The sequence below is a fragment of the Amycolatopsis sp. WAC 04197 genome, assembly GCF_003947475.1.
Classification (GTDB): Bacteria; Actinomycetota; Actinomycetes; order Mycobacteriales; family Pseudonocardiaceae; genus Amycolatopsis; species Amycolatopsis japonica.
The window spans coordinates 214295-234160 of the sequence record NZ_QHJK01000010.1; the positions used below are offsets into that span (position 1 = coordinate 214295).

Sequence of the window (19866 nt, forward strand, 5' to 3'; positions counted from 1 at the left end):
GGCGCCGGATAGACCGGTGCGCTGGGAACTCCCCCTCTGTCATGGCACCTGAGAGTTTCACCACCGATGAGGGTGGCTTTCACCTTGGGTGAGGCGCACTTGCGCGCCTGCTTTCCAGAGTGGCCTCGCGTGAAGCGGTAGTGGGTACCTGAGAGATTCCGGGGAGTTTGCTCCTTCGGTGCCCCACCACGTTCGTGGGGGCTCTCCCGCTCCAGCTCGACGGCCCGATCTGCAGTTGTGCGCACACCGTACCTGGCCTGTTCAGCGCGCGTCTACTTCCCACCGACGACGTCACTTGCGAGTTCCGGCTCTGATCACGCGAGTTACGGCTCCAAGCACGCGAGTCACGGCCCCGATCACGCGAGTTACGCGTTCTCCATCACCATGTCGGCGCACAGGCGGGACATGTCCGCGCAGGTCAGCGGGTCACCGTCCCGGCCACCGGGGCGAGTGACGGCCCGCATTCAGAGGACTAAACGCGCCGGGTCAACTGGGCCCGGGGTGAAAGGGCCCTTCACCGCATGAGACGAGGGGAAAGCGTCCTTCGGCCCCCCCCGGACCGAGCGCGACGGCCGGCCCCGAGTCCGTGAAGCCTCCTTCCCTACTCTCAAGGTAGGGAAGGAGGCCTTCACGGACAGAGGAGCCGAGGAGCACCGCATTTAGAGGACTAAATGCGGGCAGGGGTCAGAGCGGCGTGACGTAGGCGCCCGAGATGCCGCCATCCACCAGGAACTGCGAAGCCGTGATGAACGAGGCGTCATCGCTCGCCAGGAACGCGACCGCGCCCGCGATCTCCTCCGGCTCCGCGAACCGCCCGACCGGCACGTGCACCAGCCGCCGCGCGGCCCGCTCCGGGTCCTTCGCGAACAGTTCCTTGAGCAGCGGCGTGTTCACCGGACCCGGGCACAGCGCGTTCACCCGGATGTTCTCCCGCGCGAACTGCACGCCCAGTTCCCGGCTCATCGCCAGCACCCCGCCCTTGGACGCGGTGTACGAGATCTGCGACGTCGCCGCGCCCATCACCGCGACGAACGACGCCGTGTTGATGATCGAGCCCTTCCCCTGCCGCTGCATATGCGGCAGGACCGCCTTGCAGCACAGGTACACCGACGTCAGGTTGACCTTCTGCACCTTCTCCCACGCGTCGATGCCCGTGGTGAGGATCGAGTCGTCCTCGGGCGGGGAGATACCGGCGTTGTTGAACGCGACGTCGACCGAGCCGAAGGTGTCCACAGTGGTCTGGAACAGGGCCTCGACCTGCTCGGCGTCGGTGACGTCGGCCTGCACGAACAGGCCGCCGACCTCGTCGGCCGCGGCCTTGCCCGCCTCGGCGGAGATGTCGCCGATGACGACCTTCGCGCCTTCGCTCGCCAGCCGCCGCGCGGTGGCGAGGCCGATCCCGCTGCTGCCGCCGGTGATGACGGCGACGCGGCCTTCGAAACGCTGAACCATTCCTATTCCTCCGTGCTGATGAAGACGTTTTTGGTCTCGGTGAAGGCGTCGACGGCGTCCGGCCCCAGCTCACGGCCCAGCCCGGACTGCTTGAACCCGCCGAACGGCGTCCAGTACCGGACGGACGAATGCGAGTTGACCGACAGATTCCCGGCCTCGACACCGCGCGCGACGCGGAAGGCGCGGCCGACGTCGCGGGTCCAGATCGAGCCGGACAGCCCGTACTCGGTCCGGTTGGCCATGGACACCGCGTCCGCCTCGCCGTCGAACGGGACCACGGCGACGACCGGACCGAAGATCTCCTCGGACGCCAGCGGATGCCGCAGGTCCGGCGGGGTGACGACGGTCGGCGCGAACCAGTACCCGGGACCGACGGGCGCGTTGCCCCGGAAGGCGACCGGCGCGGAATCGTCCACATAGGACGACACCTTCGCGTGATGCCCCGCCGAGATCAGCGGGCCCATCTCGGTGACCTCCAGCCGCGGATCCCCGACGACGACGCCGTTCACCGCGGGTTCCAGCAGCTCCATGAACTTCTCGTACACGCTCGACTGCACCAGGATCAGCGACCGCGCGCAGCAGTCCTGCCCGGCGTTGTCGAAGACGCCGTACGGCGCGGTGGCGGCGGCCTTCTCCAGGTCGGCGTCGGCGAACACGATGTTCGCGTTCTTGCCGCCGAGCTCCAGCGTCACCCGCTTCACCTGCGCGGCGCAGCCCGCCATGATCTGCTTGCCGACCTCGGTGGAGCCGGTGAACACCACCTTCCGCACCGCCGGATGGTCCACGAAGCGCTGCCCCACCACGGATCCCTTGCCGGGGAGCACCTGGAAGACGTCTTCGGGGATCCCCGCCTCGCGGGCGAGTTCGCCGAGGCGGATCGCGGTCAGCGGGGTGAGTTCGGCGGGTTTCAGCACGACGGTGTTCCCGGCGGCGAGCGCCGGCGCGAATCCCCAGCCCGCGATGGGCATCGGGAAGTTCCACGGCACGATCACCCCGACCACGCCCAGTGGCTCGTGGAACGTCATGTTCACACCGCCGGGCACCGGGATCTGCTTGCCGCTCAGCCGTTCGGGCGATGCCGAGTAGTACGTCAGCACGTCGCGGACGTTGCCCGCCTCCCAGCGCGCGTTGCCGATCGTGTGGCCGGCGTTGGCGACCTCAAGCGCGGCGAGGTTCTCGATGTCGGCGTCGACGGCGTCGGCGAACCGGCGCAGCAGCCGCGCCCGGTCGCCGGGGGCCACCGCGCGCCAGGCGGGGAACGCCGCGTGCGCGCGGGCGATCGCCGCGTCGGTCTCCTCGGCCGAGGTCAGCTCGACCGACCTCACCACCTCTTCGGTGGCGGGGTTGATCACCTCGAACGTGGTCATTCGCGCTCCTTCGCAGCTTTCACCAGCGCTTCGAAAAGCCTGATGTCGTCGGGGTTCTGTTCGGGATGCCATTGGACGCCGAGGACGAACCCGTCGCCGGGCAGCTCGGCCGCCTCGATGGTCCCGTCGGCGGCCCAGCCGGCCGGGACCAGCCCGTCACCGAGCTTGTCGATCGCCTGATGGTGGTAACACGGCACCTTGGTCTCGGTGCCGAGGATCGACGCGACGCGGCTGCCCTCGGCAAGCGTCACCGTAGTGGTGCCGAAGGTCGCGGGCGCGGGCTGGTGATCCTTGCTGTCCACCGTCTCCGGCAGGTGCTGGACGAGCGTGCCGCCCAGCGCGACGCTGAGCACCTGCAGCCCGCGGCACACGCCGAGCACCGGTTTCCCACTGTCCAAAGCGGACCGCAGCAGCCCGAACTCGAACGCGTCCCGGTTCGGCCTCGTGTACGTCGTCGCGTGCTGCTCTTGGCCGTAACGTGCCGGGTCGACGTCCGCGCCGCCGACCAGCACGAGTCCGTCCACGGCGGAGATCAGCCGATCGTGTGCCTCGCTCACCGGTGGCAGCAGGACCGGGATCCCGCCCGCCGCGACGATCCCGTCGACGTAGACGCGGTGGAGCAGCGCCGCTTCGGTCTCCCACACCAGGAACTTCGCGGGTTCCAAATAGGACGTGAGCCCGATCAGGGGTTCAGAGCCGTTCGAAGCCACGGATCCTCTCCCAGTCGGTGACGGCGGCGTCGTACGCGGTGAGCTCGACCTTCGCCGCGTTCAGGTAGTGGTCGACGACCTCGTCCCCGAACGCGGACCTCGCGAGTTCGCTCCCGTCCAGCAGCGCTGCGGCCTCCCGCAGGGTGGTCGGCACGGTCGGCTTGGCGGAACCGTAGGCGTTCCCCTGGAACTCCGGCTCCAGCTCCAGTTCGTTCTCGATACCGTGCAGCCCGGCCGCGATCAGCGCGGCCACCGCGAGGTACGGGTTCACGTCGCCGCCGGGGACGCGGTTCTCCGTGCGCAGCGAGTCCCCGTGCCCGACGACGCGGAGCGCACAGGTGCGGTTGTCCGTGCCCCACGCGACGGCCGTCGGCGCGAAGCTCCCGGGCACGAACCGCTTGTAGGAGTTGATGTTCGGCGCGAAGAAGTAGGTCAGCTCACGCAGTCCGGCGAGCTGACCGGCGAGGAAGTGCTCCATCAACGGCGAGAATCCACCTGGTCCGTCTCCGGCCAGGACGAACTCGCCCGCGGCCGAGCGCAGGCTGATGTGGATGTGGCAGGAGTTGCCCTCGCGTTCGTTGTACTTCGCCATGAACGTGAGACTCTTGCCCTCCTGCGCGGCGATCTCCTTGGACCCGGTCTTGTAGACGCTGTGGTTGTCGCAGGTGGTCAGCGCGTCGGCGTAGCGGAACGCGATCTCGTGCTGGCCGGGATTGCATTCGCCCTTGGCCGACTCGACGTACAGCCCGGCACCGCCCATGTCGTTGCGGATGCGGCGCAGCAGCGGTTCGATCCGGGCGGTGCCGAGCATCGAGTAGTCGACGTTGTACTGGTTGGCCGGGCGAAGATCCTGATAGCGCTTGTCCCAGGCCGATTCGAAGGTGTCGTCGAAGACGATGAACTCCAGTTCGGTGCCGACGTAGGCGGCGAGACCGCGCTCGGCGAGCCTGTCGAGCTGGCCGCGCAGGATCTGGCGGGGCGAGGGGGCCACCGCGCCGCCCTGCACGCGTTCGAGGTCGGCGAGGACCAGCGCGGTGCCCTCCTGCCACGGGAGCAGGCGCAGCGTGTCGAAGTCCGGGCGCATGACGAAGTCGCCGTAGCCGGTCTCCCAGGACGACATCGCGTAGCCGTCGACGGTGTTCATGTCCACGTCGACGGCGAGGAGGTAGTTGCACGCTTCGGTGGCGTGCTCGACGACCTCGTTGAGGAAGTACTCGGCGGCGCAGCGTTTGCCCTGCAGCCTGCCCTGCATGTCGGTGATCGCCACCAGCACCGTGTCGACGGTGCCGTCCTCGACCAGTTCCTGGAGCCGATCCAGCGTGAGCATGCCGCGCCTGTTCGCCATCAGCCTCACCTAAAGGTTCGAAGCGGTACCTTTGCGGCTTCTTCCTACCGGGTCGGTCGAAGCCGGTCAACTCGGTCAATGGTCTGGTTCGTTATCCATTGCTCACCGTAGTTGATCCCTGGGCGGATTGTCTGTGATGCCCGGCTGAGAAGATGCTGTGAATCCCGCCGCACCGGGAGGAGATCCGCGCATCCGGGACGTTGTACGGATCAAGAGAGGTGAGAAGGAATGACACAGGCATTCACGCAGCAGACCACGTTCACCGAGCCCCAGGGGCGGGCTCAGCTCCCGACGATGCCCAGTGGGTGGCCGATCGGCTCGTACGAGTCGTACTCCGAAGCGCAGCGTGCCGTCGACCACCTCGCGGGAACGGACTTCCCGATCACGGACGTCACGATCGTCGGTGTCGAGCCGATCCTGGTGGAGCGCATCGCCGGACGCATGGGCTGGAGCAAGGTGCTGACCAGCTCGGCGCTGTCCGGCGCGATGTTCGGTGTGTTCCTCGGGCTCGTGCTGAGCCTGCTGAACCCCGGCGCCGGGCTGGTGCCGATCATCGTCGGCCTCGTCGGCGGTATCGGGTTCAATCTGCTGTTCGGCGCGCTGGGGTACGCGTCGTCGAAGAACAAGCGAGGGTTCATCTCGCAGAGCCAGCTGGTCGCCCGGCGTTACGACGTCCTGGCCCAGCCGCGCAACGCCGAGAAGGGCCGCGCCCTGCTGGCCGATCTGGCCGCCAGGAGCGCGTTCAACCACTGAGCCTCACCCCACGCGAGCCGGCACCTCTCCACGAGGTGCCGGCTCGCGGCTTTCACGGGGTCAGCCGGTGCAGGTCGCGCGGAAAGAGCGTCGCCTGACGGACGTTGGGCAGCCCGAGCAACCGGGCGGTCCAGCGCTCGAGCCCGAGCGCGAACCCGCCGTGCGGCGGCATCCCGTGCGCGAAGACCGCCAGATAGTCCCGGTACGGCTCGGCGGATTCCCCGCGTGCCGTCAGCGCGGAGACGTAGTCCGCGTGCCGGTGCAGCCGCTGCCCGCCGGTCACCAGTTCCAGCCCGCGGAAGAGCAGGTCGAAACTGTTCGAGTACCCGGGCCGCGCCGGGTCCGGATGCGTGTAGAACGGCCGCTTCGCCATCGGATACCCGGTGACGAACAGGAATTCCGATCCGTGTTCGCGCAGCGCCCAGTCCGACAGCAGCCGCTCGTGCGCGGGCGCGAGGTCGGGCTCACCACGCGGGTCTTCGTCCGACAGCCGTGCGACCAATTCCTGGGCCTCCGTGAAATGGACCTCCGGAATCGCTTCGGGCACCTCGACTCCCGTCTCCGGGACCGCGGCGGCCATGCCCGCGATCGCCTCCCGCAGCACCGCCATCACGTCGCGATGGTCGCCGACGAAACCGAGTTCGGCGTCGAGACTCGTGTACTGCGCGAGATGCCGCGCCGTGTCGTGCGGTTCCGCGCGGAAGACCGGGCCGACCTCGTAGACCCGCTCGAAAACCCCGACCAGCGCTTGTTTGTAGAACTGCGGGGACTGCGCCAGAAAGGCCCGCCTGCCGAAATAGTCGATGCCGAAGACGTTCGCGCCGGACTCCGTGGCCGACGAGACGATCTTGGGCGTATGGATTTCGGTGAACCCGAGCCCGTCCAACGCCGACCGGAACCCGGCGACGCTCGCCGCAGTGATCGCGAAGACCTCTTTCAGCCGCGGATGCCGCAGCGCGACGGGGGCGTTGTCCAGCACCGTGGGCAACGCGGCGGGCACCGACGGACGGTAGAGAGCGAACGGCGGCGGCTCGGCGGGCTCGGAAAGCAGGCCGACGGCCGGCTCGGTCAGTTCCAGGCCGCCCGGCGCCTGAGGGTTCGCGGTGACGAGACCCTCGACTTCGACGACGGTCTCCTCGGGTGGGCCACCGGGTTCGGCGAGAACCACCTGGGTGAGTCCGGAACGGTCCCGGATCACCAGGAAGGTGACGGTTTTCAGACGGCGCCGGCGATGCACCCAGCCGGCGATACGGACACGGCCGCCGACGTGCCGGGACAGGTCGGCGGCGAGGACACGCGAGATCATCACAACTCCTGTACGGATGTGCGCGACCCCTTGGGAGTGCGGGCGAGAAGGGAACTCGCGGTACCACCGCACTTTCGCCGCCGCCGGAACGGCGGCCTCGAAGGCCCGTGACGAGGGCCGGACGGCGGGGCATGGGGCGCGGACGCCGTTCCTCCCCGCACTCGGGAGGGTCTTCACCGAGAGGCGCGAGGCCGCTTTCCCAGCTACCGGCGGCTCTCTGGGCTCGCGTGCCCTCTCGGCTACTCGTCTCCGTCAGCGCGTTGCCCCGGAGGTTACGTCCCCTTCGGCACTTCCCGCATCCGCATTTCGTCCTCTGAACGCGGTCGTTGGCATCGCGAACCACCGCATTCAGAGGACGAAACGCGGGTGGAGGCGGCCCCCGGCGTCCGCCTCCACCCGGGCCACCTAGCGTGTCGGCTGAGTGGAGTTCGACGGCGGCGCCTGGGCGGTCGTGGAAGGCGGCGCCGGGGTGATCTTCGGGATCGCCGCGCTGAACGGCACGTCCGTCCTTTCCAGACAGTAGCTGCGGTAACCGTTGTAGCCGTTGAGGTTTCCGTCGTTGTCCCGGACTCCCCGATCGAGCCGCGGCCGCGGATAGCGGTTGTCGTCGCCGATCTTCCGCTTCTCGCCCGTGCTCTGCTCGCAGGCGTACCGGGTCGTGCTGAGCGGGCGGCCGTTCTCGTCGTAGAGGTAGATCTCGGTCAGCGGTTTGCCTTCGGCGTCGAACGCGTAGATGTTCTCCACGTCCTGGCTGCCGTACGTCAGCTGCGGGTTCCCGTAGCTGTCGTTGTAGCTCGGCCCATAGGGGCTGTTGTAGGAACCGCCGCCATAGGACCGCTTCGCGATCAGGTCGACCGCCGCTCCCGCCCCGCCGAGCATGCTGCCGATGACGAACGCCGAGATCGGCACGGCCAGCCACAGCAGCCGCCGGTCGGTCTTCAGCTTCGGGCCCGCCCAGACCACCGCGACGGCGGCCAGCAGCATCAGCGGCAGCAACAGCACCGCCTCGGTGTCGCGCAGCACGAGCAGCAGGCCGAAGATGACCAGCACCGCCGCGCACAGCACCCACCACGCCGGCTTGAGCGTGCGGAAGTAGTTGACCCCCTTGCTGTTCCGGTTGTTCTGGAACGACGTCGCGATCTCGCGGAGCTTGACCACCTCGGGCAGCTCGACGATCGGGGCGACCCCCTTCCGCACCACGTAGGCGACGCTGATCGCGAGTACGGGTGCGACGAAAAGCAGGCCCAGCAACGGATCCACCCGCACCCACACCGCGGCCGCGAAGCCGAACAACGCGAAGCCGCCGACCGAGAACACCAAGCCCCAGAACGCGAACCGCGCTCCGCCGATCCCGGTCTTCACCTTCAGCACGGTGGTCTTGTCGCCCGAGTCGGGCGGACGCGGCGGATAGCCGCCGGACGCCCGCAATTCGGCGGCATAGCCTTCCGGGCTCCCCAGACGTTCGATCAAGGCGTCGACCTTGGGGTTCTCCCCCAGTTCCGCCTCCATCTCGGCGAGATGCGGCCGGACGTCTTCGAGGATCTCCTCGACTTCGCTCTCGGGCAGGTCGGCGAGCGCGCTCCTGACCCTCGCCAGATACACCCGCACGGCGGTCGGATTCTGCGTGCTCATGCTGCCTCTCCCAACAGGCTGTTCATTGTCGTGGCGAAAGTCCGCCAGGTCTGCCCCGACTCTTCGAGGCGCTGACGACCCGGCTCGTTGAGGCTGTAGTACTTGCGGTGCGGGCCTTCCTCGCTCGGCACCACATAGGACGTCAGCAGGCCTGCCTTGTACAGCCGCCGAAGCGTCCCGTACACCGAAGCGTCGCCCACTTCCTGCAACCCCGCGATACGGAGTCTTCGGAGCACGTCGTAGCCGTAGCCGTCCTCTCCGCGAAGCACCGCGAGAACGGCGAGGTCCAGCACGCCTTTAAGTAGCTGACTGATCTCCACAGTCGCGTCCCTCCCAGTCTTACGCAACAGAAGGTACCACGCATTGCACAGTAGTACGCACGGCGGAAGCCACTTGCGCCGACGGGGTGGTTCATGGGTTACTTAGTCCAGTAATGAACCACCGCACCCCGCGAGGGTGCTCGAAGACTGGGGACGGAGGTGTCGTGCTCGACGAAGGAACACCCCTGTTCGTGCAGATCGCCGAACAGATCGCCGACGACATCGCCGAGGGAAGCCTGGCCGAGGGGGAACGCGTGCCGTCAACCAACGAACTCGCCGCCTTCTACCGGATCAATCCGGCGACGGCGGCCAAGGGGATCAACGTGCTGGCCGACGACGGCCTGCTCGAAAAGCGCCGGGGTATCGGCATGTTCGTCGCCGCCGGCGCGCGGCAGAAGCTGCTCACCGACCGGCGGCAGCGGTTCGCCGAGCAGTACCTCGACCCGATGCTCATCGAAGCGAAGCGCCTCGGCATCGACGACGAAACCTTGATCTCGCTCATCCGCGGGAACGGACACCGGAACGGAGGACCCGCCGCATGACGCCGACCATTTCGACCACCGGCCTGACCCGGCGCTACGGCGACCACACCGCGCTCGGCGATGTCTCGGTCGACATCGAAGAAGGAAAGATCACCGGCCTGCTGGGCCGCAACGGCGCGGGCAAGAGCACCTTCCTGCGCATCGTCACCGCGCAGGAGTTCGCCAGCGCGGGCTCGGTCCGCGTGTTCGGCGAGACCCCGGTCGAGAACGAGCGGGTGCTGCGGCGCCTGGTGCTCGTCCGCGAAGACCAGCAGTTCCCGGACTTCAAGGTCCGGCACGCCCTTTCGGCGGCGTCGTGGTTCTACCCGAACTGGGACGCCGAACTGGCCGAAGACCTGCTCCGCGACTTCGATCTGCCGACGAAACGCCCGATCAAGAAGCTCTCGCGAGGGATGCGTTCGGCGCTGTCGATCACGATCGGGCTCGCGGCCCGGGCGGAGCTCACGCTGCTCGACGAGCCGTACGCGGGACTCGACGCCGTCGCACGCCAACTGTTCTACGACCGGTTGCTCGACGACTATTCGGCCCATCCGCGCACGATCCTGCTTTCCACGCACCTGATCGACGAGGTCGCCGATCTGCTGGAGCACGTGGTGATGATCGACAAGGGCCGCGTCGTCCTCGACGCGCCCGCCGACGAACTGCGCGGCACGGCCGTCACGGTTTCAGGCCCCGCCCTCGCGGTGGACGACTTCGTCGCCGGCCGCCGGGTGCTGCACCGCCGCAAGATCGGGTCGCGTGCTTCGATCACCGTCGCCGACGCGCTCGGCCCCGCCGACAAGGCGAAGGCGAAGGCCCTGCATCTGAAGCTGGAGCCACTTTCCTTGCAGCAGTTGATGGTGCACACCTCCAACGGACAGACCGCAGAGGAGGCGTCCGCATGAACACCCTGGTCAACGTCGCGCGCTACCACCTGGTGGACCGGCTCCAGTACATCGTCCTCCCGGTCGGCGTCACGCTCTTCGCCTTCGGGGTGAATCTCGCGATCTTCTCGCTGATCCCCGAAACCCCGGAGGAGAACTACTCCGGCGGCCTGTTCACGCTGTTCGTGTTCATGCTCGTCTGCGGGGCGCTGAGCATGACGAAATCGCTCCCGTTCGGGCTCGCGCTCGGTGTGTCGAGGCGGTCCTACTACCTCGGCACGATCCTGCTGGTCGCCGGGCTCTCCGCGGTGTACGCGGTGGGGGTCACCGTGTTCCAGGTGATCGAGGACGCGACCGGGGGCTGGGGGCTCGGTCTCAACTACTTCCGCGTTCCCTGGCTGCTCGACGGTCCCTGGTACCTGACGCTGCTCACCTCGTTCGTGTTCCTGTTGCTGATGTTCGTCTACGGCATGTGGTACGGCCTGATCTACCGGCGCGCCGCGGTGGTGGGTGTCGTCCTGTTCGGCGCGGCGCAGGTCTTGGTGCTGCTGGGCGGGGTGCTGCTGCTCAGCTGGACGGATTCGTGGCCGAAGCTCGGAGAGTTCTTCAGCACGCTGACCGTCGGCGGGATGACCGGGGTGCTCGCCCTGCTGGTCTGCCTCGCCGGGGCGGGCGGGTTCACCACGATGCGCCGCGTCACCGTCTGAGGTTCCTTACACACCAAGGAGTTTCGCAACCAGCGGCATAACTCGCGTGATCGGGCACGAAACTCGCGTGATTGGAGGCGGAACTCGGGTATGACGCCTTCAATCACGCGAGTTCCGGCTTGAATCACGCGAGTTCGGATTCGCGGACCCGGTCCCGAATGCGCCCGACCACGGCGGATCGTCGCCAGGCGCGGGTGACCTCCACCAGCCACGCCGCTTCGGTGGCGATGTCCGGCTCGTCGAGGTAGGTCGCCGGTACGTCGTCGGGGGCGTACCGGCGGCCTGCCTCGGAGGCGACGAGCGCGGCGGCCAAGGTCGCGGCCTCGACCGTCGCGGCCACGCGGGCTTCGGGGATCTTCGCCTTGCGTGCTTCGGCTTCGGCGACCGGCGGGAGGTCCGGATCGAAGTAGGGCCGCAGCGCGAGATGGCCGTCCCGGATCTCGATGACCCTGCGGTACAAGGCGAATTCCACGCCGCCCGGCATACCGGGGCCCGGGTCCAGCGCGATTCCCGGGACGGCTTCGCGCAAGGCGGCCCACAACGGTTCGATCCGCCGGTACGTCCGGTACGTGCCGAGCAGCCGGAACGGGGTGGCCAGCGCGGGGCCCCACACGCTGAGCGTCGCGCCCGCCCCGGCGAGCCCGACGCTCAGCGCCGCCAGGATCGCCGAGAGCGTGTCCTCACCGGCGTCGACCGCGCCGGTGGTGGCGAGGACGTAGATGTCGTCGACGTCCCAGAAAGTCCAGCCCAGCGCGGAAACCCCGCCGCCGACGAGCAGCCACAGCCCCGTGCGAAGCGGGCCGGGATCGGCATGCCGCGCGAAGCGGGCGAAGACGATCGAGAACGTCAGCAGGCTGATCAGGCCGTAGACGAGGAAAAGAACGTTGTACGCGACGAACCAGCCGAGCCCGCCCGGTCCGGCGGCGGTGTGCTCGCCGACGCGATAGCTGCCGGAGAGGAAGAAAAGCGCGATCTCGGCGGCCACGACGGTCCACGACAGCAGGGCGTGCCAGCCGATCCGCTTGCCCTCCCCCAGTTTCAGCGAATGCGCGAACGCGACCGCGAAGGCCATCGCGCCGATCTTGAGCAGGTCGGCCGCGAGGTTCAGAAGGCTGCCGATGGGTTCTTCGACGCCGACGGCGTTCTCCATGGCCGGGGTGAGCAGCATGATGCCGCCCGCGATGCACATCCCGAAGCCGCTGAGGAACCACATCCGCCGTCGAGGCTGGGTGTGCCGGGCCTGGATCAGCTTGTAGCCGAAACCCGCGAAGGCCACCACGCAACAGAAGTACGCGATGGTCTCGGTCACGGCAGGCGCCGTTTCCGGCTGCCGAAGAGATCGTCGACCCTCGCCAAGCCGCCGGCGAGATCACTTCCGCCCTCGTGGGGCCGGGCCGGGCCGCGCACCGACGTCCGCGCGACGCGTTGCGCGAGGAGGCTGGCGAGCAGTTCGGCCTCCTGCTCTTCGACCGCGCTGTAACTCGTGCGGCCGAGGACACGGCGGACGAGCTCGGGCGCCAGATTCGGCATGAGGGCCTTGCTGGCGGCGGCGTCGAGCGCGATCCCGTCGGCTCCCGCGTTCGCCCCGACGTGACCGCACAGCAGGTGGCCGACCTCGTGCAGCAGGATATGCCGCCGGTGCAGGGCCGTGGTGTTGGTCGGATAGAGGATGTAGTCCGCGCGCTCGGTGCTCATCAGCAGCCCGCACGGGCCGCTGGAGGGGACGCTGACCTGCATCAATTCGATCGGGCGGCCGCGTCCGGCGGCCAGTTCGGCGACGAAGGACTCCGCGTCGAAGGGTTCGGGAAGCGCCACGCCGTCGGCGAGACTCCGGCAGCGGCGCCACAACTCCTTACGGCGGCGATCCACTCACGACTCCTTCTTCTGGCCGCCCCGTCCGGATTCCCTGCGGGCGATCGCGTCGATCATGTCGCTGATGGTGTCGAGTCCGTCGGGGGAAAGCGTTACGGCCCGGAGCGCGACGTCGCGGACGCCGGCGTCGCGGAGGGCACCGAGGAGCGCGAGTTCCTCCGCGATCTTGGCGCTCTGCTCGTCGTCGAAGAAGTACGCGGCCGAGACGCCGAAGAACTGGGCGAGCGCCTCGAGATGGCGTTTCGTCGGATTGTCGCGACGACCGGTGCGCAGTTGCCACAGGTACGTCGTCGAAAAGCTCTCGCCGGTGGCCTCGCGGCAGGCCTTGGCGACCTCCTCGTGGCTGTACGGCTCGCGATCGGGTCTCAGCACGATCTGGAACAGCTTGTCGATCTTCTCGGCGAGCGTCGTCTTACCGGGCTCGGTCGCGGCCACCATCCCACTCCCTACATGTCGTGCCCGTTCATGCTAGTTGACGCGGGCCCCGCGCCGTACACGACAGTTTTCACCTCGTGCGCGGCTTCGGCTGGCAACGCGGGCAGGAGAACGACGAACGGTTCATGAAGGGATCGCGCCGGATGGGCGTCCCGCACCGTCCGCAGGGCAGTCCTTCCTGGCCGTACGCGTCGAGCGAGCGGTCGAAGTATCCGGACTCGCCGTTGATGTTGACGTAAAGCGCGTCGAACGACGTCCCGCCGACGACCAGCGCCTCGGCCATCACCTCGCTGGCTGCGGTGAGCACGGTGCGGCCGTGGGCCGCGGTGAGTCTGTCGGTCGGGCGGGCCCAATGGAGCTTGGACCGCCAGAGCGCCTCGTCGGCGTAGATGTTGCCGATCCCGGAGACGAGCGTCTGGTCGAGCAGGGCGCGTTTGAGTTCGGTCCGCCTCGACCGCAGCGCGCGGACCGCCTGGTCGAGGTCGAACCGCGGATCCATCGGGTCGCGGGCGATATGCGCGATGGTGCCCGGCAACGCCGTCCCGTCGACCTCGGTGAGTTCCGCGAGCGCGAGCCCGCCGAAGGTCCGCTGGTCGACGAAGCGCAGCTCCGGCCCTTTGTCGGCGAAGCGGAATCGCACGCGAAGGTGCTTCTCGTCCGGCGCGTCCCCGGGCTGGACGAGCATCTGGCCGCTCATGCCGAGATGCGCGAGCATGGCCTGACCGTCGGAAAGCTCCAGCCACAGGTACTTGCCGCGGCGCCGGGCGGCGGCGATCTTCACGCCGGAAAGCCGTCCGCTGAAGTCCTCGGCGCCGAGTTCGTGGCGGCGGATCGCGCGGGCGTGGAGGACTTCGACCTCGGTGATCGTCCGGCCGGAGACATGCGCCTCGAGCCCGGCACGGACGACCTCGACCTCGGGGAGTTCGGGCATACCGCCGATTCTCCCACCGGCCCCCGTGAACGGTGAGGACGGTCAGGGAGCGAGAGGCCCGACATCCGCCCGCGTCAACGCTTTCCGCGCCCCGCCGGGCAAGAGTTCGTCGGCTCCGACGTCGTACTTCCCCGACCGCGTCTGCAGATCGAAGTCGGTGCCCGCGTACGGGTAGGAGCCGACACCGGCGTCGATCGCCGGGCTTCCGGCGGACAGCCGGTACAACCCGTCCTGCACCAGCTTGGGATCGACGGCCTTGTAGCCACCCGAAGGCATTCCGGCCGGCCCGCCCCAGGCGATGTTCCCCTCGTACTTCACGTCCGAACCGCCCGGCATGCTCACGAGCTTTCCGGTCCCCTGCAGGATGTTGTTCGCGAGCACGCAGTCCTTGGGCTTGAAGTCGCCGCCGTCGCCGTGGATGCCGTCGGTGGTCCCGACGACGGTGTTGTACGCGACCACGACCCGGTCGGGCCGGTCGTGGAGTTTGCTGTCCGGCCCGCTGTCCGCCTCGTTGCCCGAGCCGAACACGATCCCGCGGTTCGCCGTGGTGTGCACGTAGTTGTTGACGATCTTGTGGTCGTTGCCGTGGAAGCGGATCCCGGACCGGCCCAGCAGGATGTTGCCCTCCACCACACTGCGATCCCCGTGGCGCAGCACGATGAACCCGCGGCTGTCGCGGATCGTGTTGTACCGGACGACGTTGTCCGAGGACTTCACGGAGATCGCCTCGGAATCACCGTCGGCCTTCTCGAACAGGTTGTACTCGACGACCCCGCCCGCCGAGTACTTCTGATGATGGCTCAGCCCGAACCGGATCGACTCGCCACCGTTCGAACCGGTGAACTTGTGGTTGGCGAAGTAGTTGTGGTGGACCTTGACCCGCTTCGCCATGTCCTTCTCCGGGCCGAGCACCTGCAGGAAGACACCTTGGGTGGTGCGGTTCTGCAGGACGTTGTGGTCGAACTCGGTGTCGTCACCGTTGAGGGTGACCCAGTTGCCGCCGCCGGTGAGCTGGACGTCGAGCCGGGTCAGCCGGTTGTGCGTGCTGCCCACCGGCACGCTCATCGAGCCGCCGTGCCGGAGTTTGAACCCGCGCAGCACGACATGCGAAGCGCCCGAAGAGAACGAGAAGCCCGCGGAGCCCTTGATCTCGGCCTTGCCGACGTGTTCCGCGGTGATGGTGATCGGCGCGTTCGCCGTTCCCGACCGTTTGATCGCGATGGCCGAGCCCGCCGAGTAGCTCCCGTCGGCCAGCCGGATCTCGTCGCCGGGACCGGCCTTGTCGATCGCGGACTGCAACGCGCTCAACGACGTCACCCGGACGACCTGGGCGGCCGAAGCCGTGGCAGGACCTGTCACCAGCGTCAAAAGCGCAGCTGTGACCAGGCAGAAATGACGCATCCGCCGACCTCTCGACAGGCGACCTGAATGGTCGCGTCAGTGGCGGCGGACTGCGATGAGGTTACTGATTCACCGACTCGTGCGTCAACGAACCGTCCCGGTGAAGGGGACTCAGGTCGTCTTCGGCGGCTGCTCGATGTCGAGCTCGGACGAAAGCTGGCGCCAGGCCGTCTCGGCGGCCTTCTGCTCGGCTTCCTTCTTGGTCGTTCCCGAGCCGTAGCCGAGTTCACGCCCGCCGACGAGGACGGTGGCGCTGAACTCCTTGCGGTGATCGGGCCCGGTGTCCTCGACCTTGTACTCGGGCACGCCGAGCCCGGCCGACGCCGTCAGCTCCTGGAGGCTGGTCTTCCAGTCCAGGCCGGCGCCACGCAGCGGCGCCTCGGCGAGCAGGTCGTCGAACAGGTGGTGCACGAGCTTGCGCGCGACGTCGATGCCGTGCTGCTGGTACGCGGCGCCGATGACGGCTTCGAGCCCGTCGGCGAGGATGCTCGCCTTGTCCCGGCCGCCGGTGAGCTCTTCGCCCTTGCCCAGCAACAGGTGCCTGCCCAGCCCGCCTTCGCCGAGGCCACGCGCGACCCTGGCCAGCGCGTGCATGTTGACCACGCTGGCACGGAGCTTCGCGAGCTGACCTTCGGCCAGTTCGGGATGGGTGTTGTAGAGGTGGTCGGTGACGACCAGGCCCAGCACCGCGTCCCCGAGGAACTCCAGACGCTCGTTCGGCGGCAACCCACCGTTCTCATAGGCATAAGAACGGTGGGTCAACGACAACGTCAGCAGCTCGGGCTCGATCGTGATCCCGAGTGCTTCGAGCAGTGGTGCGGGGTCCGCTGGTGGTCCACCGGCCGACTTGCCCCCCATGTCGTCAGCTGCCGATCAGGCGGGCTCGACGACCTGGCGACCGTTGTGCTGGCCGCAGGCCGGGCACGCGATGTGCTGGAGCTTCGGCTGCTTGCAGGCGCGGTTGGAGCAGGGCACCAGCTGAACCGGAGCCGCCTTCCACTGGCTGCGGCGCGCGCGGGTGTTGGATCGCGACATCTTCCGCTTCGGGACGGCCACGAGTAGATCTCCTTCAGACGGTCTGCCCGCGGTCGCGAGCGAACTTGCTTCTCCGGAACGAGCTGGTGCTCGTCAGGCTTGCTTTCCGGGGCCATCGGCCTGGTCATCGCCCGTTTCGTCCTCGAAACGATCGACCAGCGCGGCCCACCGAGGGTCTATCTTCTCATGCCCGTGCCCGGGCTCGAGATCGGCCCACTTGACACCGCATTCGGTGCACAGTCCCCGGCAGTCCTCGGTGCACAGCGGGGCCAGCGGCAGCGCCAGCACCACCGCGTCGCGGACGGTCGGCTCGAGATCGATCCGGTCGTCCACCAGGCGGGGGATCTCGTCCTCGTCGGTGGTCTCCTCGGTCGCGGAGCCGGGGTAAGCGAAAAGCTCGGTCAGGTCGACCTCGACGTCCTCGGTGATCGGGTCGAGGCACCGCGAACAGTGCCCCGTCGCGACGGCGGACGCCGTACCGCTGACGAGCACACCCTCGACGACGGATTCGAGCATCAGGTCGAGCTCCAGGCTGGAGCCAGCGTCGATGGTGATGACGTCGGGCACACCGAGCGCGGACTCGACGGGGATCGAACGTTGGACGGCCTTGCTCAGGCCGGCGTGACGGCCGAGCTCGCGGGTGTCGAGCACCCACGGGTTCCGGTCGTCCAGCTGCGCAGGCCTGGCCTGCGGCGACTTGTTCTCAGACATCGGTCACCAGGGTACGCAGGTACCGCCACTCACTTTCGGGCGGCCGGAGGCCGGGAGGTCCGTGAAGGCCTCCTTGAGGGACCCAGGGTCCCTCGAAGTTCCCCTCACTCATCGCGGAGCACCCAAGCCGCCGGCCAGTGAGCCGCTACTTCGGGAGCCTGTCCGTGAAGGCCTCCTTACCTACCCTGAAGGTAGTGAAGGAGGCCTTCACTACCTTCAGGATCGCCACCTGCGGCTCTTCAACACCGCCGGCCCCAGCAGTCACAACGGCCGCGCGTGAAGGCCCCCTTCACCGCGTCTAGCGCAGTGAAGGGGGCCTTCAGGTACTTCAGAAGGTGCCAGGCGATCAGCTCTGGTAGTCGTACAGCGAGGTCCGGCTGTTGCCCGGCAGGTTGACCGGCGACCGCAGGTGGTTGCGCCCGGAGTCGACCGTCCGCAGCGTGGTCGCCAGCAGTTCGGAGAACTCGGCCAGCTTCCCGTCGACGTAGGCGTCGCAGTCGCCGCGCTGCTTGTCGGCCTCGACGTGCGCCTCGTCGACGATGCGCGCCGCCTCGCCGTGCGCGGCCTGGACGACCTCGGTCTGGGCGACGAGCCGGGCCTGTTCGGCGCGGCCGTCCTCGATGGCGCGCTCGTAGGCGTCGCGACCGGCCTGGATCATCCGCTCCGACTCGGCACGCGAACGGTCGGTGAGGTTCTGGAACTCGGCCTGCCCGGCGGCGACCATGCGCTCGGCCTCGGCGTGCGCGTCGCTCATCATCTGCTCGGCGCGGGCGCGGGCGTCGGCGAGGATGCGCTCGGCCTCGGCCTGCGCGTCGGCGACCGTGCGGTCGGCCTCGGCGTTCGCCGTGGTGATCGTCTCCGCCGCCTCGGTGCGGGCGGTCTGGATCAGCTGATCACGCTTGTCCAGCACGTCCTGCGCGTCGTCGACCTCGCCCGGCAGGGCGTCACGGATGTCGTCGAGCAGCTCCAGGGTGTCGCCACGCGGGACGACGCAACTGGAGGTCATCGGCACGCCGCGGGCTTCCTCCACGATGGTGACGAGCTCGTCGAGCGCCTCGAAAACCCGGTACACGGCCACTCCCTACCTACAGCGATCCCCACATTCCCTGAGTTCAGTTTGCCCTCATCACCGCCGTAAGGGGTGAAAGCGCGCGGTACCGGGCGTGTCCCCGCCGGTACCGCACGCCATGATCACCTCGGAGCGAACGCCGGATCCAGGACCAACGCGAGCAGTTGCTGGTCGGTCAAGGACGGGGCACCGCGGTCGCCGTCGTCCAGCGTGCCGAGATCGGCGATGTTGACCGAGCCACCGCCACCGGGCGGGAAGGCGATCGCACCGCGGGTGACGACCCTCCCGGTCGTGAAACCTTGACCGAGGATGACGTCGCCGTCCGATTCCGCCGACTTCGGCGCGGTTTCGGAGATCACCACGAAGCTCCCGTCCGGCTGGGGAAGTTCCACGCACCGCGTCGGCTTGCGATCCGACCCGATCGCGTCGGCCCTCTTCGCCGGGTCACACCGGTTTTCGCGCGGATATCCGTCCTTCGTGCTCACCGGACCGGCGATCGTGAGGTTGACACCCCGCTGCCGCCCTTCGGCATCGGTGTACCTGACTTCCGAGGTCTTCAGGTCCCCGAACCCCACGAAGTCCCGCACTTGGATGTCCTTCGCGCCGGTGAGCACCTTCGGCATCACATCCTTCAGGTGCTGGAGCGGGTCCTTCGGTGCGGCCTGCGACGACGCCGCCGGTGCCAGCGGCGCGGGGCCGCCCCCGGGCGCCACGAACACCACCGCCGCCGCGATCACCGCCAGCGTCGCGAACCCCGTGGCGACGACCCCTCGCCGGTTTCGCGCCTTCTTCGCCGCCTTCCCGGCGACTTCGTCCGGGTCGAAGCCGAGCGGTGGCTCGGCCAGTGTGATCCCGCGCAGCCTGTTTTCGAGTTCGTCCATCACGCGCTCCTCCCGGAGACAGCCTCGTCGTGCTGTCTCTGCAGGGCCGCGCGGAGGACGTCGAGTCCCCGCGCGGCCTGGCTCCTGACCGTCCCTTCCGAACAGCGCAGCGCGACGGCCACCTCCGCGACCGGGAGATCGGCGCAGTAGCGCAGCACGACGGCGGCGCGCTGTTTCGGGGGAACTTCGGCGAGGGCGCGAAGCAGCGAATCCGAGATGCCGGCCGTTGCCGGAGCAGCGGGCTCGTCGGGGACGACGCCGTCGCGGTTCTCCTTGCTCCGCCAAGGTCGTCGCCGCTCGTCGAGCCAGCAGCGCATCAGGATCTGCCTCGTGTAGTTGTCGACGGGCCCTTTCCGGCGGACCTTCGGCCAGACCCGGTAGAGCTTGATGAGCGCGGTTTGGACCAGATCCTCCGCGAGATGCCAGTCGCCGCAGAGCAGATACGCCGTCCGTCTGAGCGGTAGCGCCTTGTCCCTGGCGAACTCCCTGAAGCTCGCATCGTCCCCAGACCGCATCGTGCCTCCTCGTCCGTGT

At 68.3% G+C, this 19866-nt stretch carries 22 protein-coding genes and 1 riboswitch; of the genes, 4 read left to right on the forward strand and 18 right to left on the reverse strand.

Annotation, left to right across the window (positions count from 1 at the left end; all coding sequences use genetic code 11):
* Positions 1–26: 26 nt before the first annotated feature.
* Positions 27–128, reverse strand: a riboswitch (glycine riboswitch).
* Positions 129–684: 556 nt separating this feature from the next.
* From DMC64_RS33540 to DMC64_RS33555, 4 genes are read right to left on the reverse strand one after another with little or no spacing between them, the layout of a single operon-like run.
* Complete coding sequence (locus DMC64_RS33540; RefSeq protein WP_037342142.1) at positions 685–1452, reverse strand: 3-oxoacyl-ACP reductase; 768 nt, start codon at positions 1450–1452, stop codon at positions 685–687.
* Between the two features lie 2 nt (positions 1453–1454).
* Entirely contained in the window at positions 1455–2819 is a 1365-nt protein-coding gene (locus DMC64_RS33545; protein WP_125736761.1) for an aldehyde dehydrogenase, read from the reverse strand.
* Positions 2816–3529 carry a gamma-glutamyl-gamma-aminobutyrate hydrolase family protein gene (locus tag DMC64_RS33550; protein ID WP_125736762.1) on the reverse strand — a complete coding sequence of 238 codons (714 nt, stop codon included), beginning with the start codon at positions 3527–3529 and terminating at the stop codon, positions 2816–2818. The genes DMC64_RS33545 and DMC64_RS33550 overlap by 4 nt, the downstream gene beginning before the upstream one ends.
* Positions 3510–4874, reverse strand: coding sequence for a glutamine synthetase family protein (locus DMC64_RS33555; protein ID WP_199755176.1), 1365 nt, complete (start codon positions 4872–4874; stop codon positions 3510–3512). Before DMC64_RS33555 ends, DMC64_RS33550 begins: the two co-directional genes overlap by 20 nt.
* Before the next feature lie 228 nt (positions 4875–5102).
* Between DMC64_RS33555 and DMC64_RS33560 the strand changes: the two genes are divergently transcribed.
* On the forward strand, positions 5103–5627 hold the full coding sequence (locus DMC64_RS33560; protein ID WP_016336377.1) for a general stress protein: 525 nt from the start codon (positions 5103–5105) through the stop codon (positions 5625–5627).
* 52 nt (positions 5628–5679) lie between these two features.
* Here DMC64_RS33560 and aspS read toward each other — a convergent pair whose 3' ends face one another.
* The 3 genes from aspS to DMC64_RS33575 all read right to left on the reverse strand — a co-directional run bounded on the left by aspS (position 5680) and on the right by DMC64_RS33575 (position 8885).
* Entirely contained in the window at positions 5680–6933 is a 1254-nt protein-coding gene (gene aspS, locus DMC64_RS33565; RefSeq protein WP_199755177.1) for an aspartate--tRNA(Asn) ligase, read from the reverse strand.
* Positions 6934–7338: 405 nt separating this feature from the next.
* On the reverse strand, positions 7339–8565 hold the full coding sequence (locus DMC64_RS33570; protein ID WP_125736764.1) for a DUF1700 domain-containing protein: 1227 nt from the start codon (positions 8563–8565) through the stop codon (positions 7339–7341).
* Positions 8562–8885 carry a PadR family transcriptional regulator gene (locus DMC64_RS33575; RefSeq protein WP_034323457.1) on the reverse strand — a complete coding sequence of 108 codons (324 nt, stop codon included), beginning with the start codon at positions 8883–8885 and terminating at the stop codon, positions 8562–8564. The genes DMC64_RS33570 and DMC64_RS33575 overlap by 4 nt, the downstream gene beginning before the upstream one ends.
* A gap of 164 nt (positions 8886–9049) precedes the next feature.
* Between DMC64_RS33575 and DMC64_RS33580 the strand changes: the two genes are divergently transcribed.
* From DMC64_RS33580 to DMC64_RS33590, 3 genes are read left to right on the forward strand one after another with little or no spacing between them, the layout of a single operon-like run.
* On the forward strand, positions 9050–9427 hold the full coding sequence (locus DMC64_RS33580; RefSeq protein WP_016336380.1) for a GntR family transcriptional regulator: 378 nt from the start codon (positions 9050–9052) through the stop codon (positions 9425–9427).
* Positions 9424–10311 (forward strand): ABC transporter ATP-binding protein, encoded by an 888-nt coding sequence (locus DMC64_RS33585; protein WP_037342136.1) that lies wholly within the window; start codon positions 9424–9426, stop codon positions 10309–10311. Before DMC64_RS33580 ends, DMC64_RS33585 begins: the two co-directional genes overlap by 4 nt.
* Complete coding sequence (locus DMC64_RS33590; protein ID WP_125736765.1) at positions 10308–10997, forward strand: ABC transporter permease; 690 nt, start codon at positions 10308–10310, stop codon at positions 10995–10997. Before DMC64_RS33585 ends, DMC64_RS33590 begins: the two co-directional genes overlap by 4 nt.
* A gap of 124 nt (positions 10998–11121) precedes the next feature.
* Here the strand turns inward: DMC64_RS33590 and DMC64_RS33595 are convergent, their stop codons facing one another.
* The 11 genes from DMC64_RS33595 to DMC64_RS33645 all read right to left on the reverse strand — a co-directional run bounded on the left by DMC64_RS33595 (position 11122) and on the right by DMC64_RS33645 (position 19847).
* Positions 11122–12306 (reverse strand): MAB_1171c family putative transporter, encoded by a 1185-nt coding sequence (locus DMC64_RS33595; protein WP_125736766.1) that lies wholly within the window; start codon positions 12304–12306, stop codon positions 11122–11124.
* A complete protein-coding gene (locus tag DMC64_RS33600; RefSeq protein WP_125736767.1) occupies positions 12303–12866 on the reverse strand; it encodes a hypothetical protein in 564 nt (187 codons plus the stop codon). Before DMC64_RS33600 ends, DMC64_RS33595 begins: the two co-directional genes overlap by 4 nt.
* The gene (locus DMC64_RS33605; protein ID WP_125736768.1) at positions 12867–13307 is read right to left on the reverse strand and encodes a helix-turn-helix domain-containing protein; all 441 of its coding nucleotides are present in this window, start codon (positions 13305–13307) and stop codon (positions 12867–12869) included.
* Between the two features lie 67 nt (positions 13308–13374).
* Positions 13375–14235: a bifunctional DNA-formamidopyrimidine glycosylase/DNA-(apurinic or apyrimidinic site) lyase gene (mutM, locus tag DMC64_RS33610; protein ID WP_037342130.1), complete on the reverse strand. Its 861-nt coding sequence runs from the start codon at positions 14233–14235 to the stop codon at positions 13375–13377.
* A gap of 42 nt (positions 14236–14277) precedes the next feature.
* Positions 14278–15636 carry a polysaccharide lyase 6 family protein gene (locus DMC64_RS33615; RefSeq protein WP_125736769.1) on the reverse strand — a complete coding sequence of 453 codons (1359 nt, stop codon included), beginning with the start codon at positions 15634–15636 and terminating at the stop codon, positions 14278–14280.
* 111 nt (positions 15637–15747) lie between these two features.
* Positions 15748–16494 (reverse strand): ribonuclease III, encoded by a 747-nt coding sequence (gene rnc / locus DMC64_RS33620; protein WP_081975895.1) that lies wholly within the window; start codon positions 16492–16494, stop codon positions 15748–15750.
* A 15-nt stretch (positions 16495–16509) separates the two neighbouring features.
* Positions 16510–16692 carry a 50S ribosomal protein L32 gene (gene rpmF / locus DMC64_RS33625; RefSeq protein WP_005160412.1) on the reverse strand — a complete coding sequence of 61 codons (183 nt, stop codon included), beginning with the start codon at positions 16690–16692 and terminating at the stop codon, positions 16510–16512.
* Positions 16693–16764: 72 nt separating this feature from the next.
* A complete protein-coding gene (locus DMC64_RS33630; RefSeq protein WP_037342128.1) occupies positions 16765–17382 on the reverse strand; it encodes a DUF177 domain-containing protein in 618 nt (205 codons plus the stop codon).
* 346 nt (positions 17383–17728) lie between these two features.
* Complete coding sequence (locus DMC64_RS33635) at positions 17729–18454, reverse strand: DivIVA domain-containing protein (RefSeq protein WP_125736770.1); 726 nt, start codon at positions 18452–18454, stop codon at positions 17729–17731.
* A 119-nt stretch (positions 18455–18573) separates the two neighbouring features.
* Entirely contained in the window at positions 18574–19332 is a 759-nt protein-coding gene (locus tag DMC64_RS33640) for a hypothetical protein (RefSeq protein ID WP_125736771.1), read from the reverse strand.
* Entirely contained in the window at positions 19332–19847 is a 516-nt protein-coding gene (locus tag DMC64_RS33645; protein ID WP_037342126.1) for a SigE family RNA polymerase sigma factor, read from the reverse strand. The genes DMC64_RS33640 and DMC64_RS33645 overlap by 1 nt, the downstream gene beginning before the upstream one ends.
* Positions 19848–19866 lie beyond the last annotated feature (19 nt).